This window comes from Hominiventricola filiformis (genome assembly GCF_020686965.1).
GTDB lineage: Bacteria > Bacillota > Clostridia > Lachnospirales > Lachnospiraceae > Hominiventricola > Hominiventricola filiformis.
Genome location: NZ_JAJEPS010000027.1, coordinates 13,132 through 29,730 on the forward strand (window position 1 = coordinate 13,132; position 16,599 = coordinate 29,730).

The 16,599-nt window shown below is 39.5% G+C and carries 18 protein-coding genes, 1 tRNA gene and 1 pseudogene; 18 read left to right on the forward strand and 2 right to left on the reverse strand.

Annotated elements, in window-relative coordinates:
- Positions 1–196 precede the first annotated feature (196 nt).
- The 12 genes from LKD36_RS16160 (at position 197) to LKD36_RS16215 (ending at position 11,090) form a co-directional block, all read left to right on the forward strand.
- Positions 197–766: a DUF6560 family protein gene (locus LKD36_RS16160; protein ID WP_117962074.1), complete on the forward strand. Its 570-nt coding sequence runs from the start codon at positions 197–199 to the stop codon at positions 764–766.
- 286 nt (positions 767–1,052) lie between these two features.
- Complete coding sequence (locus LKD36_RS16165) at positions 1,053–1,802, forward strand: hypothetical protein (protein ID WP_008371563.1); 750 nt, start codon at positions 1,053–1,055, stop codon at positions 1,800–1,802.
- 385 nt (positions 1,803–2,187) lie between these two features.
- Complete coding sequence (locus LKD36_RS16170; protein ID WP_009255108.1) at positions 2,188–3,420, forward strand: hypothetical protein; 1,233 nt, start codon at positions 2,188–2,190, stop codon at positions 3,418–3,420.
- Between the two features lie 167 nt (positions 3,421–3,587).
- Positions 3,588–4,097, forward strand: coding sequence for a DUF5104 domain-containing protein (locus LKD36_RS16175; RefSeq protein ID WP_006573538.1), 510 nt, complete (start codon positions 3,588–3,590; stop codon positions 4,095–4,097).
- A 273-nt stretch (positions 4,098–4,370) separates the two neighbouring features.
- Entirely contained in the window at positions 4,371–4,841 is a 471-nt protein-coding gene (locus LKD36_RS16180) for a hypothetical protein (RefSeq protein WP_003864560.1), read from the forward strand.
- A 197-nt stretch (positions 4,842–5,038) separates the two neighbouring features.
- Entirely contained in the window at positions 5,039–5,677 is a 639-nt protein-coding gene (locus LKD36_RS16185; RefSeq protein ID WP_003864559.1) for a CHC2 zinc finger domain-containing protein, read from the forward strand.
- Positions 5,589–6,965 carry a virulence-associated E family protein gene (locus LKD36_RS16190; RefSeq protein WP_006573536.1) on the forward strand — a complete coding sequence of 459 codons (1,377 nt, stop codon included), beginning with the start codon at positions 5,589–5,591 and terminating at the stop codon, positions 6,963–6,965. Before LKD36_RS16185 ends, LKD36_RS16190 begins: the two co-directional genes overlap by 89 nt.
- A gap of 251 nt (positions 6,966–7,216) precedes the next feature.
- Positions 7,217–7,414 carry a hypothetical protein gene (locus tag LKD36_RS16195; protein ID WP_005335835.1) on the forward strand — a complete coding sequence of 66 codons (198 nt, stop codon included), beginning with the start codon at positions 7,217–7,219 and terminating at the stop codon, positions 7,412–7,414.
- Positions 7,415–7,479: 65 nt separating this feature from the next.
- On the forward strand, positions 7,480–8,130 hold the full coding sequence (locus LKD36_RS16200) for a topoisomerase C-terminal repeat-containing protein (RefSeq protein WP_308460263.1): 651 nt from the start codon (positions 7,480–7,482) through the stop codon (positions 8,128–8,130).
- Positions 8,127–8,459, forward strand: coding sequence for a plasmid mobilization protein (locus LKD36_RS16205; protein WP_308460264.1), 333 nt, complete (start codon positions 8,127–8,129; stop codon positions 8,457–8,459). Before LKD36_RS16200 ends, LKD36_RS16205 begins: the two co-directional genes overlap by 4 nt.
- Positions 8,460–8,472: 13 nt before the next feature.
- Positions 8,473–9,897, forward strand: coding sequence for a relaxase/mobilization nuclease domain-containing protein (locus tag LKD36_RS16210; RefSeq protein WP_308460265.1), 1,425 nt, complete (start codon positions 8,473–8,475; stop codon positions 9,895–9,897).
- Positions 9,898–10,148: 251 nt separating this feature from the next.
- Positions 10,149–11,090 carry a nucleotidyltransferase domain-containing protein gene (locus tag LKD36_RS16215; RefSeq protein ID WP_308460266.1) on the forward strand — a complete coding sequence of 314 codons (942 nt, stop codon included), beginning with the start codon at positions 10,149–10,151 and terminating at the stop codon, positions 11,088–11,090.
- Positions 11,091–11,097: 7 nt separating this feature from the next.
- On the opposite strand, the gene LKD36_RS16220 is transcribed toward LKD36_RS16215, so the two are convergent.
- Together LKD36_RS16220 and LKD36_RS16225 are read right to left on the reverse strand one after the other, a co-directional pair.
- Positions 11,098–11,334 (reverse strand): helix-turn-helix transcriptional regulator, encoded by a 237-nt coding sequence (locus LKD36_RS16220; protein ID WP_308460267.1) that lies wholly within the window; start codon positions 11,332–11,334, stop codon positions 11,098–11,100.
- Positions 11,335–11,370: 36 nt separating this feature from the next.
- Entirely contained in the window at positions 11,371–12,066 is a 696-nt protein-coding gene (locus LKD36_RS16225) for an XRE family transcriptional regulator (RefSeq protein WP_308460268.1), read from the reverse strand.
- Positions 12,067–12,275: 209 nt separating this feature from the next.
- On the opposite strand from LKD36_RS16225, the pseudogene LKD36_RS16230 reads away from it, so the two are divergent.
- From LKD36_RS16230 to LKD36_RS16255, 6 genes and pseudogenes are all read left to right on the forward strand, one after another.
- A pseudogene (locus LKD36_RS16230) lies at positions 12,276–12,767 on the forward strand (Y-family DNA polymerase); the annotation flags it as partial.
- Positions 12,768–12,942: 175 nt separating this feature from the next.
- The gene (locus LKD36_RS16235; RefSeq protein WP_308460269.1) at positions 12,943–13,884 is read left to right on the forward strand and encodes an Abi family protein; all 942 of its coding nucleotides are present in this window, start codon (positions 12,943–12,945) and stop codon (positions 13,882–13,884) included.
- A gap of 578 nt (positions 13,885–14,462) precedes the next feature.
- Positions 14,463–14,536 (forward strand) — tRNA-Arg (locus LKD36_RS16240).
- Positions 14,537–14,862: 326 nt separating this feature from the next.
- Complete coding sequence (locus LKD36_RS16245) at positions 14,863–15,828, forward strand: ParB/RepB/Spo0J family partition protein (protein ID WP_118031503.1); 966 nt, start codon at positions 14,863–14,865, stop codon at positions 15,826–15,828.
- 14 nt (positions 15,829–15,842) lie between these two features.
- Positions 15,843–16,307 (forward strand): ParA family protein, encoded by a 465-nt coding sequence (locus LKD36_RS16250; protein WP_334301342.1) that lies wholly within the window; start codon positions 15,843–15,845, stop codon positions 16,305–16,307.
- Between the two features lie 54 nt (positions 16,308–16,361).
- Positions 16,362–16,599 (forward strand): YjdF family protein (locus LKD36_RS16255; RefSeq protein WP_308460271.1); only part of this gene is annotated, 238 nt, incomplete at its 3' end.

Consider the following 16,599-nt stretch of genomic DNA (forward strand, 5'->3'; position numbering starts at 1 on the left):
TCGTCTGCAAGGAAAGTATCGGGGACTATGGATTTTGCAGAAATGTGCGTTACAAGGCTTGAACAGGAACTCTGCACACAAAATTTTTTCTTCCATTCTTTAAGTTGATGAAGTATAATAAAATATGAAAAATTGAGGTTTTTAATGCTCGATTTCAAACAATCATTTTTATATATCTGGGACTATGGAGGGCAAAATGAATGATTTTTTACGAATGTGTTTGAATATAATTACACAAATAGGTCCCTATTTAGTTGTACTTCTTCTTTTGAAATATCTTGTAAATCTTCAACAAAAGAGAGCTAAAGAACGAGAGGAAGAACAGAAAAAGGGAATAATTAGAACGCATTATACAATAAAAACAGAGAAATTCCTTGTCGTGGCATTTATCGTAGGTACAATATTTTTTGCTTGTTGTACGGCTATGAGTCTTAGGGAAAAAGAAGATATGTTTGTCATTTGTATATTTGGAATATTTTTTTTAGTAGGCATAAGCGGAATAGTCAATATGGTAATGTGGAAACTGGAAGTGAACGGAGATGAAATCACATGGCGGTCAACTTTTGGAAAAAAGAGAACTTTTCGTTTTGGGGATATTACCTACTGCGAGAGAAAAAAAGGTTCTGTGCGTGTATATGTAAATGGGGAAAAGCTATTTACCATTGATAGTAATATCGATAAAGAAGAATTTATGGAAGATATAGAGAGAAGAAGAATCCCTGTAAAATCTTACTGGACAAATCAGCATAAGAAGAATCGTAAATGACATAGATTTTATAACAGTACGATGTTAGACAACTGAATATGACCGTCAAAGTCGGATGAAGAAACCGATGTATTGAGCGTAAAGCGATCATGCGTCGGTTTTTCTTATTTCATGAGCTGACAGAATTCCGACTGTATATCGCCTGTGAGGAAAGTATCGGAGACTATGGATTTTGCGGAAATGTGCGTTATAGGTAAGTAAAAAACTACTTGATAGAGCGTGAATTGAATTGTTCATATCGGTATGATATAATTTACTGAAATGAAGCAAAAAGGTGGACTTTTGTATGAAAAAATTTTTGAAAATATTGCTAATCATTGTAGGAATAGTTTTTTTGATTTTTGCAGCGCTGATATGTATTGGACTGTTTGTTGATTATGATGACCATATTGAAAATGGTCGTTATACTTATGTTCCGGAAGATGACAATAAAGACAATGCATATGTCGAATTCAATTTGAGTGATTACGATAAAAAGGATTCTGAACTCATATATTATAGTTCTGTCGAAGAAGCTATTTTGAATTCTCCTTTGAATGCTGAAAATGAAGAATTTTCTGTTCCAGAAGATTTTCTTAATCATGTTGATGAAATATTGCATATATGGAATGGCAAACAGTATGATACTATTTTCTATCGGGCAGGAAGTGATAACGATCCCGTTCAAGGTTTTGTGATTGCACGCTGCAAAAAAAAGATAGAAAATGAAAGTACACAATATGCGTTTGTAAATGCTACACCAGCTACCACTACACCAGATACCACTTATGGGGGAGACTTCAAAAAATTTATCCATTTATCTTTAACAATAAGTGATATTCAACAAGACTTAAATCCAAATTATCCGGATACCAGATTCGTTTTTGGCTATGCACATGATAAAGAAATTTACTCATTAGAAGTAGAAGGTCAAAAGCCAGATGGGATTATAGAATATGAAGAATATGGTAGAACGATGTATATGTGGTATTATAACGATTTGAAAAGCAATAAAAGAGGCGATTGTCTGAGCTACTCAGTAGATGTGCCAGAGTAATTTTTCAAATTGGCTAATCTGCCACAACTGAATATGACCGTCAAGGTCAGATGAAGAAACCGATGTATTGAGCGTAAAGCGATCATGCGTCGGTTTTTCTTTTTGCAAAATAGTCCGGTGGACTGTTTTGTAAAACCGAAGGAACTGACAGAGCTTGGGACGGGGCGAAGTCAGTTTGTTCGGGCGGGAGTACAGAGGGTGCAACCCTTTGTGCATGGGTACAGGGAATGCAATATCCCTGTGCAGGTCAAGGGCGGCAGCCTTGCCCAGTTAAGTGGCGTTTCGCCACTTAGTACTGGGTATTACTTGACGCAGAAAGCCGCAAGGAATCAGCTTCGCTGCCCTTCTCCCCTGTCGGGGAAATCAAAAAGAAGGAGGAACTCATGTGAAATTAACAAGGCACAATGGACGAGCCGGAAAGAATGGCGTTTATAATCCGAAGCACAATGACCGCAGTTTTGACATTGCCAACAGCGAACACATTGACGAAGAACGAGCCAAACAAAATCTCTATTGGGACTGTTACAATGGCTTCCGCAATTTCAAAAATCCCGAAAAGGAAAATGAGCTGTCTGCCACTTTTGAAGATGTGGAACAGCTTTTTTATCGTCAGCGGTATCGTGATTTTGTGACCGGACAGAACGAAAGAAATGTGAAGAACCGACACCCTGAAAGAAATAAGGAAACCGGAGATTTGCTCAAAAGCAAAAAGACCTGCCCAGAGGAAACGGTCTATCAGATTGGAACGCTTGATAATCATGTTCCACCAGAACTGCTCATTGAGATCGTCACAGAATTTATGGAAATCGTAAATGAGCGTTTCGGCTCTCATGTCCATATCCTGAATTGGGCACTGCACTTGGATGAAAGCACCCCTCATATTCACGAGCGTCATGTGTTCGACTGTGAAAATCAATATGGGGAGATTGCCCCACAACAGGAAAAGGCTTTGGAAGCACTGGGGTTTGAACTGCCAGAACCGGAGAAGCCTGTCGGAAGAAAAAATAACCGCAAGATGACTTTCGATTCAGCCTGCCGAGTGCTGTTGTTTGATGTGGCGAAAAAGCATGGCTTACAACTGGAAGAAGAACCGGAATATGGTGGTCGTGCTTATCTGGAAAAACAGGACTATATTCTTTTCAAGCAAAAGGAGCAACTGGCAGCACAGGAGCAAAAGTTGGAAGAACTCACGATGAAGATTGAAGATGTGGAAGCTCTGGTGGACGAGGTTGCCGATATTGCCTATGACAAGGCGGTTGAGGTCGTTGCTGATACTGTAAAACTGGAAACGCACAAGGAGGATATTAAGCTGGTGGAGCAGTCTAAAGCGTGGGTTCTCTCCCCTGAGCGTAAGGCTTCAAAGAAAGAAGTTGAGTATGCAGTGAAACGATTGGATGGCGTGATTGCCAGAATCACAAACGCTATGAAATCAACCATTCAGAAAATCCAAACCACGCTGATGAAACCGGAGGTCAAAAAAGCCGGAACGGAGCAAATCAAGAAGAAAGCCAAAAATTCTATTATAGAGCAGTTGAGCCGCAAAAAGAAAGAAATTGCAGAGCGTGAAGTCAGCCGGACGGATCAGGCAAAAAGCAAAAAACAGGATATGGAACTCTAAAGCACTTGCTGTTTTCACTTTGAAAATGACAGGTGCTTTTGCTTTAGGGAGTAAGAAAATATCTTCCATTCTTTAGGTTGATGAAGTATAATGATAGTAAGAAATTTTTTGTAATGACCTTAATCCAATAAGTGATTTTGCAATTATTCAGTAAAGGATGTAATTATATGAAAAAAGTATTGTTGCTTTCCAGTGTGATTATTATACTCGGTTTAACAGGCTGCTCTAACAAATATTTCAATGACTGGTTTAGCTCTGAACAAAATGAAACGGATAAGATGTGTCAACAAATTATCGAGGCATGTAAGCAACAGGATTCAGAGAAACTCAAATCTCTATTTTCCGAAGAAAGCAAAAAGAACATTGAGAATTTAGACACTGAAATCTCTGCTTTTTTCGATTATATTGAGGGCAGTATCCAAAGTTTTGAGGGCGATTGTGCATCATCAAGTGAAAGCAACTATGGTAAAAGGAAAACGGAATTGGATGGTATGTATCTCATATTGACAGAGAAGGAACGGTATTGTATGAATTTTTATATGTATAGTGAGGATGATGAAAATGCTCAAAATGTGGGGATATATAAAATTGAAATTGCATTGGAGAGCGAAGTGGCTGAGGATAATTTTATATGGGATAATCCCCCAAACGGTATTTTTGTTGGAGGACAAAATTGATTTTTGTTATGAGAGAACATTAAAGTATAAATTTCGGATGGTATAAGAAAAACTGACTACAATTAAATCTTCACAGCTTTACTAAGCAGGAAATCTGAAAAGTTCTCCTGCTTTTTTGCACTCAAAATAGAATGTGGAACTCTAAGACACTTGCTGTCTTCGTTTTGAAAATGACAGGTGCTTTTGCTTTGGGAGGCAAGAAAAAATCTTCCATTCTTTAGGTTGATGAAGTATAATGTAAGCAACAAACTTGAAGTTTAAGGGGATGATATTATGGATTTTGCTATATTTAGATTGTTTATAAGAGTTTCATTATTTGTTATAGCGTTAATTGCTTGCATTATCTATCTAATTAAAAAAAGAAAACTTATCTATTCGATATTTTTTGATAAAGAAGCGATAAAAAAAGAATATACTGGAAAAAATGATATAATATTTCTTCGATTGGCTAATACCATTCTTGTTATAGTAGCTATTCTTTTAATCTTATATTTGAAAGATTTTGTTTTAGATATGCCTTACATCATAAACAAACAGTATAGTTATGCAGAAGGATATGTAACTGAACAATCTCATGGTGGTGCAGATATATCTTCTGAAAGAAGAAGTATTTTTCTATATGATAAAGTTAAAGATGATGAAATCGAAATCACAGTATTTTCAAGGTATATTGATAAAAATACTTATTTAAAGGTACAATATCTTCCGCATACGAAATATGGTGCTATTGTAGAAATTAAATAATTCATTCTAAAAAGAAAATTTCCAGTTTGTATAACTGGCACCCCAACCACAATTAAATCTTCACAGCTTTGCTAAGCAGGAAATCTGAAAAGGTCTCCTGCTTTTTTGCACCTAAAATTAAATATGGAACTCTAAGGCACTTGCTGTTTTCGTTTTGAAAATGACAGGTGCTTTTTTCGTTTCAGGAAAGGAGTCACATGAATGTATTTGAAGTTGTAAAAGAAAATGTTACTGCCCGACAAGCCGCAGAAGCCTATGGCTTGAAAGTGGGTCGCACAGGTATGGCGTGCTGTCCGTTTCACTCAGATAAGTCCCCCAGTATGAAGCTGGATGAACGCTATTACTGTTTTGGCTGCGGAGCAACCGGAGACGCTGTTGATCTCACAGCGAAGCTATTCGGTATCGGGCTGAGGGAAGCTGCTGTCAAACTTGCTGAAGATTTTGGTCTTAACTATGACAGCCGACAAAAGCCCAGTGTCCGCCCTCGTATTCGTGAGCCGACACCGGAACAGAAGTATCAAAAAGGAGAAAATCATTGCTACAAGGTGCTGACGGATTATTTTCATCTTCTTAGAGAATGGGAAAAGAAATACGCTCCTAAACAGCCGGATGAGGAATGGAATCCCCTGTTTGCAGAAGCACTGCATAAGAAGAACTATATCGAATATCTGCTTGATATTCTTCTGTATGGTTCATTGGAGGAACGAAAAGCACTTGTGGCAGAACAGAGAAAGGAGGTGTTAAAACTTGAACAGCGAATTGCAGAACTGTCAGCAGACAGAACCATGCACAGTAGAAGAAATCCGAAACAGCTTAGAGCAGAGCGAGAAAGGTAAGGTTTATAATACTGCCGCAAATTATAAGCGTGTTCTGCAATATGATCCACTTTTGAAAGGGGCTATCCGAAAAAATCTTCTGACCGAAAGAATCGACATTGTGAAGCCCCTCGGTTGGTATCGTGACAGCCCGACATTGACGGATGTGGATGTGAAATATCTGCTCCTATATTTTGAAGAAAACTATGGATTGACCGTAGAGAAGAAAATCATAGACGCAGTTGCGGTTATTGCCAACGAAAACCGTTACCACCCTGTCTGTGATTTTCTTAATGCCCTGCAATGGGACGGAACAGAACGCATACGCTTCTGTCTGCACCGCTTTCTCGGTTCTGATACAGATGATTACACCTATGAAGCATTGAAGTTGTTTCTGTTGGGTGCTATCTCACGAGCCTTTAAGCCGGGGTGCAAATTTGAGGTTATGCTCTGTCTTGTGGGCGGTCAGGGAGCTGGAAAGTCCTCTTTCTTCCGTTTGCTTGCGGTCAATGATGACTGGTTCTCTGATGACTTGAAAAAGCTGGATGATGAAAATGTGTACCGCAAAATGCAGGGGCATTGGATTATTGAAATGTCGGAAATGATTGCAACCGCTAACGCTAAGAGCATTGAAGAAATCAAGTCCTTTCTGAGCCGCCAAAAGGAAACCTATAAGATACCGTATGAAACACATCCGGCAGACAGAAAACGACAATGTGTGTTTGGAGGTTCTTCTAATACCCTTGACTTTCTTCCCCTTGACCGAACAGGCAACCGCCGCTTCGTTCCGGTTATGGTCTATCCTGAAAGGGCTGAGGTTCATATTTTGGCGGATGAACAGGCTTCCAGAGAGTATATCAATCAGATGTGGGCAGAAGCTATGGAGATTTACAGAAGCGGCAATTTCCGTCTGAGATTCAGTCCGGCTATGAACGATTATCTGAAAGCCCACCAAAAGGATTTTATGCCGGAGGACACAAAGGCAGGACAGATTTTAGACTATCTGGAACGCTATTCCGGCAGCATAGTCTGCTCTAAGCAGCTTTACAAGGAAGCACTGGGGCATGATTATGACGAACCGAAACAATGGGAACTGCGAGAGATCAATGACATTATGAATAACGCTGTCACAGGCTGGATGGCGTTCAGCAATCCGAGATATTTTCCAGAGCCTTACCGCAGACAAAAGGGCTGGGAGCGTATCAGGAACGACAACGAGCCTGACAACAGCATGGATGGTTTTCAGGAAATCCCGACAGAGGAAATGGAACAGTTAGGACTTCCGGAGGAATGGTTGAAGCAAAAATAAAAGCCCGTTGTCGCTTCGGTTGTCGAGCCGGTTGTCGGTCTGGTTGTCGGGCAAAAATCCCGAAAGCCTTGATATTGCGGCACTTTTCCCTCTCTGACAACCATGACAACCAATATTATAAAGAAAAAGGAAATAGTAAAAAAATAGTATCGCCCGATAAAGAAAAAAGGTTTTCTGATGTCCGTTGTCGGAACTTCGTTGTCAGACCTTTCCTTGTCGGGCTTTTTTCATTTAATTAGGAGGAATATCGTATGACAAATATCGTGAACAGTACACTACCCACCCCAAATAACCATTCGGAGAAAAATAAACCGGATGGAGTTTTTGTGATTAAGCAAGGCAAAACAAATTATAAAGTCAAAGTGTTTTTTGACCATAGTAGCGGTTTGACTGCTGAGGACAGATTGAAACGCATTATTCAGGCAGAAGCAGAGAGAGAATCTGCGTAAGTAATATGAAAAATATCCATGCACCCCCTTGACAAAAGCTTTCAGAGGACAGTTTATTATCTGCAATGGAGAGAGCTGGTGCAGATGAGATGCCGGATGAAGTAGAGAGGAAAGGAATTGGAACATCAGCCACAAGAGCAGCAACCATTGAGAAGCTGGTGCGAATCGGTTTTGTGGAAAGAAAAGGGAATAAGAAAACGAAATATCTTTTACCGACTCATAAAGGAGTGGCACTTATCACGGTTATGCCGGAACAGATCAAGTCTCCCTCCATGACAGCAGAATGGGAACAGAAACTTCTGGACGTGGAAAAGGGAACATTTCAGGATGCAGAGTTTATGAGAGAGATTGATGGAATGGTCACAGAGCTGGTTGGTACATACAAGATTGTTGAAGATGATGAACTGCTCATGCCGCCGTCAACAGAAAAAATAGGAATCTGTCCATCCTGCGGACAGCAAGTGGTGGAGAGGCAGAAAGGATATTCCTGTGAAAACAGGCAGTGTAACTTTGTGCTCTGGAAACAGAATCGATTTTTTGAAGCACTTGGTAAGAAGATGACCAAGCAGACTGCGATCAAACTTCTTTCGGATGGAAAGGTAGCATTGAAGGGATGCAAATCAAAAAAGACCGGAAAAAGCTATGATACAACGGTTGTCATGACGGTTGATGAAACACAGAGGGCAGTGTTCACACTGGATTTTGAGAAGAAATGATAGAGAGATCGAAAAGAATAGAATTGAGAGTGACGTCAGAAGAACTCAAGCAGATTCGTGAGGGTATGCAGGAGACTGGTATTTCCAGTCTTACTGCATATATGATCCGAATGGCAATTCACGGATATGTGCTTAAGATGGATCTTTCTGATTTAAAAGAGCTACTTCGGCTTATGCAGATAGCGGGAAACAACCTAAACCAGTATGCGAAGAAAGCCAATGAGACAGGCAGTATTTATCGGGAAGATATTGAAGAACTGAGAACGGCTCAGAAAGAAATTTTGCAGGAAATGAGGAAAGTGTTGGAAAAATTGACAGCGATTATGTAAGGCAGGTGAGAAGATGGCGGCAACAAAGCTGATAGCAATGCATCAGAACAAAGGCCGGAGTGTCATGCAGTGTCTGAAAGACAGAACGGATTATGCAATGAACGGAGAGAAAACAGAAGATGGAAAATATATCTCATCTTATCAGTGCAATCCGGAACTTGTTGATCTGGAGTTTGCTCAGGCAAAAAAGGAATATCTGCATAAAACCTGGCGGCAGCCTAAAGGAGATGTCATTGCATATCAAATCCGTCAGTCCTTCAAGCCAGGAGAGATTACACCGGAAGAAGCAAATCAAGTTGGATATGAAACGGGAATGAGATTCACAAAAGGAAAGCACGCCTTTATTGTGGCAACTCATGTTGACCGGGCTCATATTCATAATCATATCATTTTCAATTCTACCAATCTGGATTGTGATCGGAAGTTCCGTGACTTCTGGTTTTCCGGGATTGCATTGCAGAGACTCAGTGATATTATCTGTCTGGAACATGGACTGTCTGTTATTCAGAAAGCAAAACCGAGTGAGAGACAAAAGCGGACTAAGTACCCGGATCGTGTGAGCATGAGGGATATTATCCGGGAAGATATTCTGAAATGTCTGGATCAGAAACCGGCAGACTTTGAAGAAATGCTGAAATTTTTACAGGCGGAAGGATATAAGATCAAGCGCGGAAAGCATACTGCAATCTGTGGAAAAGAACAGAAACGCTTTATCCGATTCCGTTCTCTGGGAGAAGATTTTACAGAAGATAATCTGATAAAAGTGATCGCTGGGGAGAAAGAATCTCCTGAAAGAAATGAAAAGTTACCGGACAAGAAAGAAGTAAAACCTGAAAAGCGGAAGTTCGATCTGGTAGTTGATATTCAGGAAAAGATGGCTCAGGGAAAGAACGGAGGATATGTCCGGTGGGCGAAGAAATATAATGTGAAACAGTTTGCAGAATCCATTCTGTTCTTGCAGCAGCATGATATTCACGATAAACAAACCTTGGATGCGCTGGTGGCCGAAAGCTCTGCACGGTATCATGAGCTTATGAAAACGATCAAAGATGCTGAGGAAAAGATGGAATCGAATAAGGCAATCAAGACGCATATCATCAATTATTCCAAGACCAGAGAAACATATATCGCTTATCGAAAATCAGGTTATAGTAAGAAATTTCTTGAAGAACACCGGGATGAAATCACTCTTCACAAAGCTGCCAAGGAAGCCTTTTCCAAACTTCCAGAAGGTAAGATCCCCAGGGTGAAGGATCTGAATGATGAATTTGCAAGACTGCTTTCTGAGAAAAAGGCAGCTTACAATGAGTACAAAAAAATAAGAAAAGAGATGCAGGATTATCAGATCGCGAAGCAGAACGTGGAATCCTTCTACACAGCTCAGCAGAGCTGGGATGCAGAGGAAGATCTGAAAAAGAAACGACAGCAGCAGAGATAAGTATCAGGGCAATCATCAAAATGCAAATTGGCGATTGCCCGCTTTTTTTATTTCCGGCGGAACCGGAATGAATCAGCACTCACAAAGTGAGGGCGTAGCTTGGCATCGAAGATGTCATTCTAAGGGGATTGGGGATGTGCCTCCAACAAGCAAAATGCGCTCGTGTACGTACGAGGGCACTGCTTGCTAACTTGCGAAGCAACAACGATTGCGGCCTTCGTGTGCCGCTTATGAAAAGGAGAAAAGAAGACATGAAAAGAGATAATAACAATGAAGAAAAAGAAATGATCACAGCAGAGGATATCACAGAGATTGAGTTGACACAGGCAGGATATTATTGGGAGATGGGATATAATGAGTTTGATTTCACCTGCAAAATCAAAGGGGAAGATGATGAGCTTCACATGCAAGAGCAGCGTCATGATAATGGCAGCGGTTTTGTCATTCGCTCGGGAAAAAATGATATCTGGGAGAGAATGACAAGAGCGGAAGCATGCAAGTTGGATGATAAGCTTCAGGAAACAATCCAGTATGGGAAATATCATAAAAGAATTGGCGAGCTGACGTCTATGGCTGACTGTAAGGAAATGGAATTTGAACTGACGGAGAATAACAATATGTATTTAAACAAGGCAATAAGAAAACTCTGGTCAGAGCTTGCAGCTAAGCAGGAAGAAATAATGGAATCTGAATCAGAGGTTGTCACCGATTTCAGAAGAAAGACAGATAAGAAATTTCATCAGATTGAAGGAATGAGTGCTACAGAGATTGAGAGCATTGTGTCTGATTATGCACAATCAAAGATTACAGAATGCAATCTTGATGCAGAGATTGTTTGTGTAATTGTATCAGGGAGTAGGTGTCGTGGAATGGAAAAGCCTGGATCTGATCTGGATATTGTCCTGGAATATAAGGGCAGTATCAGGGAAGATACTTTCTTTGATATTCTTCATGAAGACGGAATGAAAATTGGTGGTGTGAAAGTAGACATTAATCCGATTACTGAGGGAAAGACAGGAACATTGGAGAGCTATCTTCCGGAGGTGGAGAATTATCTTGAACAGAATCATAAAGATAGAAATAAGAAAAAGTCTGTTAAGGAAAAATTAAAAGAGAATCAAACAAAGACAAAAGAAAATGTATTAATGGGAAATGCAACGCATAGACGAAAATCAAGACATTTACTAAGTTGATTCTCTATTATAAGTTTATATTTGATCTGCAATCTGCACTCTGGTATTCAAAAAGTTGATCTACCGGTATGTTTAAAAAATTAGCCAGTTTCATGGCATAAAGCAAAGAGGGAATGCTTCTGCCTTTCTCAATATTGATAAGGGTACGAACGTTCATGTCTGCACCGTCAGCGACTTGTTGCTGGGTGAGACCCAGATTTGTTCGTGCCTCGTATAATTTGCAGACAACTGTTTCTGCGTACATAGAGCAATCCCCCTTTGTAAAAATCATTTTATAGGATTAAGATAATACACGTCCAAAAATCTTAAAGGAACTATTTTCTGTCACTGGAATAGGATCATACTTCTTATTCAGTGATATGAGATAGGTTCCTTTTTTGTTATTCTGGAATTTCTTTACATAAGCATTTCCATCCAAGTAGAAAATACCGATTTCGCCATCTTCAAGCTGTTCGGTCTGCTCGATCCAGATAAGATCTCTATCGTGATAGCGGGGCTCCATACTATCTCCGCTGACATGGACACCAAAAGTCGATTCTTCTGGAATATCCGGAGAGGAATACATTTCATAATCTTCTCCATCCAGGAAGGAGCCGGTACCGGCGGAAACGGTAGTATAGAATACTTTTCTTTCTCGGATCAGGTGAAGCGGAATGATCTCTGCACGTTTATAGTCACCGCTTTTTTCAAGCAGATGAATATAATCCATGACTTTCTTCATTCCTTCTTCATTCAGGTTTCGGAATGGATTAATCGGGTTCTTCCCAATAAATTCAGTATATACATCATAAATATCCAGTATTTCACAGATGGCAAGCAACTGTCTGGCACTGGGCTGAGTGATGCCGGATTCCCAAGCACTGACCGTATTCTGTTTCACACAAATATTATAGTCTTTCAGTTCTTCTGCGAGCTGGCTCTGGTTCAGTCCGCGTTCTTTTCTGTATCTTGCTATGGTCTTTCCCAAATCATTCATAATAGATTGCCTTTCTAATGCTGTCGTAAGTGTCATCTCGTCGTAGGAGCTATATCAACTATACCATTATTGCTGTGAAAATTCAATAAAAATATCTGTTTAACAGATAATATGAATTAAAATTCACTTGAATATCAGTTTACATAGTATTATAGTGACTACTGTAGACGACGGATACACAGACTGGAAAAGAGAAAGAAGGTGAGCGAATGAGCCGGACAATACTTCACAGTGACTGCAACTGTTTCTATGCATCTGTGGAGCTTCTGCATCATCCGGAGCTTCGTGGAAAGCCTGTGGCAGTCGGTGGTGATCCGGAGGCAAGACACGGAATCGTGCTGACTGCGGATTACACGGCAAAGCGTTATGGTGTGAAAACCGGTATGGCTCTGTGGCAGGCAAAGCAGGTATGCCCGGACATTATATTTCTTCCTCCGAGGATGGATCTGTATCTCAGATTTTCCAAAATGGCACAAGAGATATATGCGGAATATACAGATAAGAGAGAGCCATATGGTATTGATGAGTCCTGGCTGGATGTGACAGACAGTGTGAGTGTCAAAGGTGATGGATACCACATTGCAGAAGAAATCAGTAATCGGATGAAGAAAGAGCTTGGAATTACCGTGAGCGTCGGTGTGTCGTTTAACAAGATTTTTGCCAAGCTGGGTTCGGATTACAAGAAGCCAGATGCCATAAGTCATAGTATGAGAGATACTAACATATACTGTATAATAGCTGTAGAAATTGCTTGACAAGAAACTAAAAGTTAAGTAAGATGAATACAGTGATCGCGTTGCAGAAACCTGTGAGGCCTGCGACCGGGGGAGAACCTGCGGGGTCTCCTCTTTTTTTTACCTTAGGGAGGCTGCATATATGTCAAAAGTTTTTTTGAATTATGATCAGCAGATAGAAAAATTAAAAAAAGAAAAGAACTTGCTGATTGAGGATGAAATATATGCCAAAGAAATTTTAAGGCAGACAAGTTATTATTCACTGATTGGCGGATATAAAGATATTTTTAAAAATCCGACCACAAAAAAGTATAAAGACGGAACAAGATTCGAGGATATTGTAGAGCTGTATTATTTTGATGAATCTTTAAGACAGTTGTTTTTAAGATATCTTATTAAGGTAGAAAATGAAATAAAGTCACAAGTTTCCTATTATTTCACAGAAAAGAATGGAGAAAGTCAAAACGCATATCTGGATAGAACCAAGTACAATTACATTGGAAAGAAAAATCAACGAGACATTGACCGCTTGATAAAAATATTAGAAGGATATGTTATAAAACCAACAGATTACCATTATATAAATCATTCACAGAAAAAATATGGGAATGTTCCATTATGGGTACTTACAAATGCATTAACATTTGGAAATATTTCAAAAATGTACATGCTGCTTCCACAAGATATACAAAGTAAGGTCAGTAGAAATTATCAGTGTATTAATGAAAGGCAGATGATATCTATTCTGACTGTGTTAGTTAAATTCAGAAATGTTTGTGCACATGGAGAACGATTATTTACATATAGAACGGCAGATAGTATTCCTGACTTGCCGATACATGTAAAATTAAATATTCCACAAAAGGGTGTACAGTATGTAAATGGAAAAAATGATTTGTTTTCTGTGGTAATAGCCTTAAAGTATATGCTAAGTGATTACTGGTATAAGTCATTTATAAAGGAACTTAAGTCACTGATCGAAAAATATCTTAAAAAGCATGATAGTATATCAGAACAGGAATTGTATGAAAGAATGGGATTTCCAGAAAATTGGAAGAAGATAACAAGATATAGGAAACAATAGTGGGATTGTAAAGAAGTGTAAAAATACTGCATTTGCGGTCAATTTGTTATCGACAGTTGACCGCAAGCACGGTATAATAGACGTAGATCTAATAAGAAAACCAAATAATCATTACTGTAAAATGTCAGGTAATGGTAGTCATCATTTATAATAGGAAGGAACAGGTTGGCTTTACCCTAATGGTGGAAAATCCACCATTTTTCCACCCAAACTGCAATTCCTTAGATGAAAACAGGTTTTCTTATCTTTTCTGAAATTGACAGAAAAAGCAGTAAAATCAAGGCTTTGAATGACTTTGATTGACATAGAATGCAAGCTATTTTCTGTACCAGGACGAACTCCTAAGAGAAAGCCGAGGCATTCCCCAAAGGGAAAAAATAAAAAACAACTTTCAGTTCGAATCTATTCTGAATAATGCTAAAGGTGACAACAAAGCATTCCCCAATTTGGGGAACGTTCTAATGTTACCAAATCGAAAAAATCTGTAGATTGACAACTCAAAATAGAGTTGATAATCTTATATATGGCCGAAGGGAAAAATCCCAGAAACCCAGTAAAATCAAGGGTTTGCGGCATGTGTCGTCATAGCTCAGCTGGATAGAGCACTCGCCTCCTAAGCGAGGGGTCGGAGGTTCAAATCCTCTTGGCGACGGGCTTCAAAGCGTTCGAAAATGTTAGCTGGATTAGCTGACAACGAACGCTTTTGTTATTTTCAAATCACGTTCGTGACACAAAATTCCATTCAAAATGATCAATTTCCAGCTAACGCAATCCGATTTTTGTTAGCTGACAGCTAATCAAAATTACCGGTTTGCAAACATGGGTTTTAAGAAGTCCAGCTAACATTTGGGTTCCGCTCCGTTGTCACCCCTTATTCGGGGATGTAAATCAGAGAAAAGGCGGGAAAAGAAACAATCTCTCCCAAACCTGCAAACATGAATTAGCTGAAACAGTATTCAATTCTATTAGCTACAGCTAATGGTCAAACAGCAATGTCTGTTTGGAACTTTACTATCTATAAAAGTTCCAGGCAGGCATTTTTTATTTCCTGAATCCTGGAGGAAAGGAGTCAAGATGACTGAGCCAAACAGACAATCAGGAGAAAACGAAGAAAAAATCATAGAAATTGAGATTGAGCGTCTTCGTCCGTTCAAAGAGCACCCGTTTCAGGTAAAAGATGATAAGGAAATGTTTCTTTTGCAGGAAAGCATTGAGAAGTATGGAATTTTAAATCCGCTAATCGTCAGACCAGTACCGGATGGATACTATGAGATCATATCCGGTCACAGAAGAAAACATGCTGCGGAGAAACTGGGATACCGTAAAGTACCGGTGATCATCCGAGTATTAAGTGAAGATGATTCCATCTTGAGCATGGTAGATTCCAATCTTCACAGAGAACGGATCAGCTACAGTGAAAAAGCTTTTGCTTACAAACTGAAGAATGACGTATTAAAAAGAAAAAGTGGTCGAAAAAAGAGCCAAGTTGACCACAAAACACCAAGAAAGCGGGCAATAGAAATCATCAGTGAAGATTGTGGTGATAGCCCAAAACAAGTGCAGCGTTATATCTCACTGACAAAACTGATACCGGAAATGTTGCAGAAACTGGATGATGAGATCATTTCTTTTTGTCCGGCTGTAGAGATAGCTGCATTAAGCGAAAAAGAACAAAGAGAACTGCTTGTAGCAATGGAGTATGCACAGGCAATCCCATCACTCTCACAGGCCCAGAGGATCCGGCAACTGAGTAAAGAAAAACAGTTGTCACTGGAAAAGATGGAAGAAATCATGTGTGAGGTTAAAAAGGGTGAAATCACAAGAGTGGCTTTCACAAACGAACAGCTACATAAGTATTTTCCAAATTCTTATACACCGGCAATGATGAAGCGGGAAATACTGGCACTGTTGAAATTATGGAAAAAAGAATCATGGGAAAGTTAAAGGAGGAAGAAATCATGTGTAAAGTTATATCCGTAGTAAACCAGAAAGGCGGCGTTGGAAAGACCACCACAACCGTAAATGTAGGCATTGGACTGGCAAGAGAAGGTAAGAAAGTGTTGCTGATCGACGCGGATCCACAGGGAAGTTTAACAGCAAGTCTTCAGTTCACGGTTGCTGTCGATATCTCCTACATCGATAAGGAAGTACAGGAATGGATTTACGAATATATCAGCGACACTGGATTTATCAAGCCCAAACAGATTGCAGCACTTAGAAATCAACTGAATAATGGACCAATTAATCAGATTCAGATGTTATCGATTTTCAATAACTGTGTGATGGCAAAGAAAGTATCCCGGTCTATCACTTTCTCAGAAAAGAAACTAACAAAGTACTTTCCGGATGATTATACAGCCAAAGATATGGAGCAGGTGATTGAATCATTATTAGAAAAATGGATGCAGGAACAGTCCTGTTAAGGATAGAAAAAGCTAAGAAAACAAAGTCAAAGAAGTTTAAAAAGAGGACTTCTTATGGACAAAGCAAGTGGAAAACTGACGGTATATTTTGAAGAACCATTTTGGGTAGGTGTATTTGAACGTATTGAAGATGGTAAACTATCTGTGGCGAAGGTAACATTTGGTGCAGAACCAAAGGATTACGAAGTGCAGGAATATATTCAAAAATACTATTTTAGTTTGAAATTCAGTCCGGCTGTTGATACTGTTGTAAAAGATATAAAAAGAAATCCCAAAAGGATGCAACGTGAAG

Bases quoted from the DNA above. Each gene is read 5' to 3' on its own strand.
- LKD36_RS16160 (WP_117962074.1), top strand. From the start codon at position 197: ATGAATGATTTTTTACGAATGTGTTTGAATATAATTACACAAATAGGT.
- LKD36_RS16165 (WP_008371563.1), top strand. From the start codon at position 1,053: ATGAAAAAATTTTTGAAAATATTGCTAATCATTGTAGGAATAGTTTTT.
- LKD36_RS16175 (WP_006573538.1), top strand. From the start codon at position 3,588: ATGAAAAAAGTATTGTTGCTTTCCAGTGTGATTATTATACTCGGTTTA.
- LKD36_RS16180 (WP_003864560.1), top strand. From the start codon at position 4,371: ATGGATTTTGCTATATTTAGATTGTTTATAAGAGTTTCATTATTTGTT.
- LKD36_RS16185 (WP_003864559.1), top strand. From the start codon at position 5,039: ATGAATGTATTTGAAGTTGTAAAAGAAAATGTTACTGCCCGACAAGCC.
- LKD36_RS16195 (WP_005335835.1), top strand. From the start codon at position 7,217: ATGACAAATATCGTGAACAGTACACTACCCACCCCAAATAACCATTCG.
- LKD36_RS16200 (WP_308460263.1), top strand. From the start codon at position 7,480: ATGGAGAGAGCTGGTGCAGATGAGATGCCGGATGAAGTAGAGAGGAAA.
- LKD36_RS16205 (WP_308460264.1), top strand. From the start codon at position 8,127: ATGATAGAGAGATCGAAAAGAATAGAATTGAGAGTGACGTCAGAAGAA.
- LKD36_RS16210 (WP_308460265.1), top strand. From the start codon at position 8,473: ATGGCGGCAACAAAGCTGATAGCAATGCATCAGAACAAAGGCCGGAGT.
- LKD36_RS16215 (WP_308460266.1), top strand. From the start codon at position 10,149: ATGAAAAGAGATAATAACAATGAAGAAAAAGAAATGATCACAGCAGAG.
- LKD36_RS16220 (WP_308460267.1), bottom strand. From the start codon at position 11,334: ATGTACGCAGAAACAGTTGTCTGCAAATTATACGAGGCACGAACAAAT.
- LKD36_RS16225 (WP_308460268.1), bottom strand. From the start codon at position 12,066: ATGAATGATTTGGGAAAGACCATAGCAAGATACAGAAAAGAACGCGGA.
- LKD36_RS16235 (WP_308460269.1), top strand. From the start codon at position 12,943: ATGTCAAAAGTTTTTTTGAATTATGATCAGCAGATAGAAAAATTAAAA.
- LKD36_RS16245 (WP_118031503.1), top strand. From the start codon at position 14,863: ATGGTCAAACAGCAATGTCTGTTTGGAACTTTACTATCTATAAAAGTT.
- LKD36_RS16250 (WP_334301342.1), top strand. From the start codon at position 15,843: ATGTGTAAAGTTATATCCGTAGTAAACCAGAAAGGCGGCGTTGGAAAG.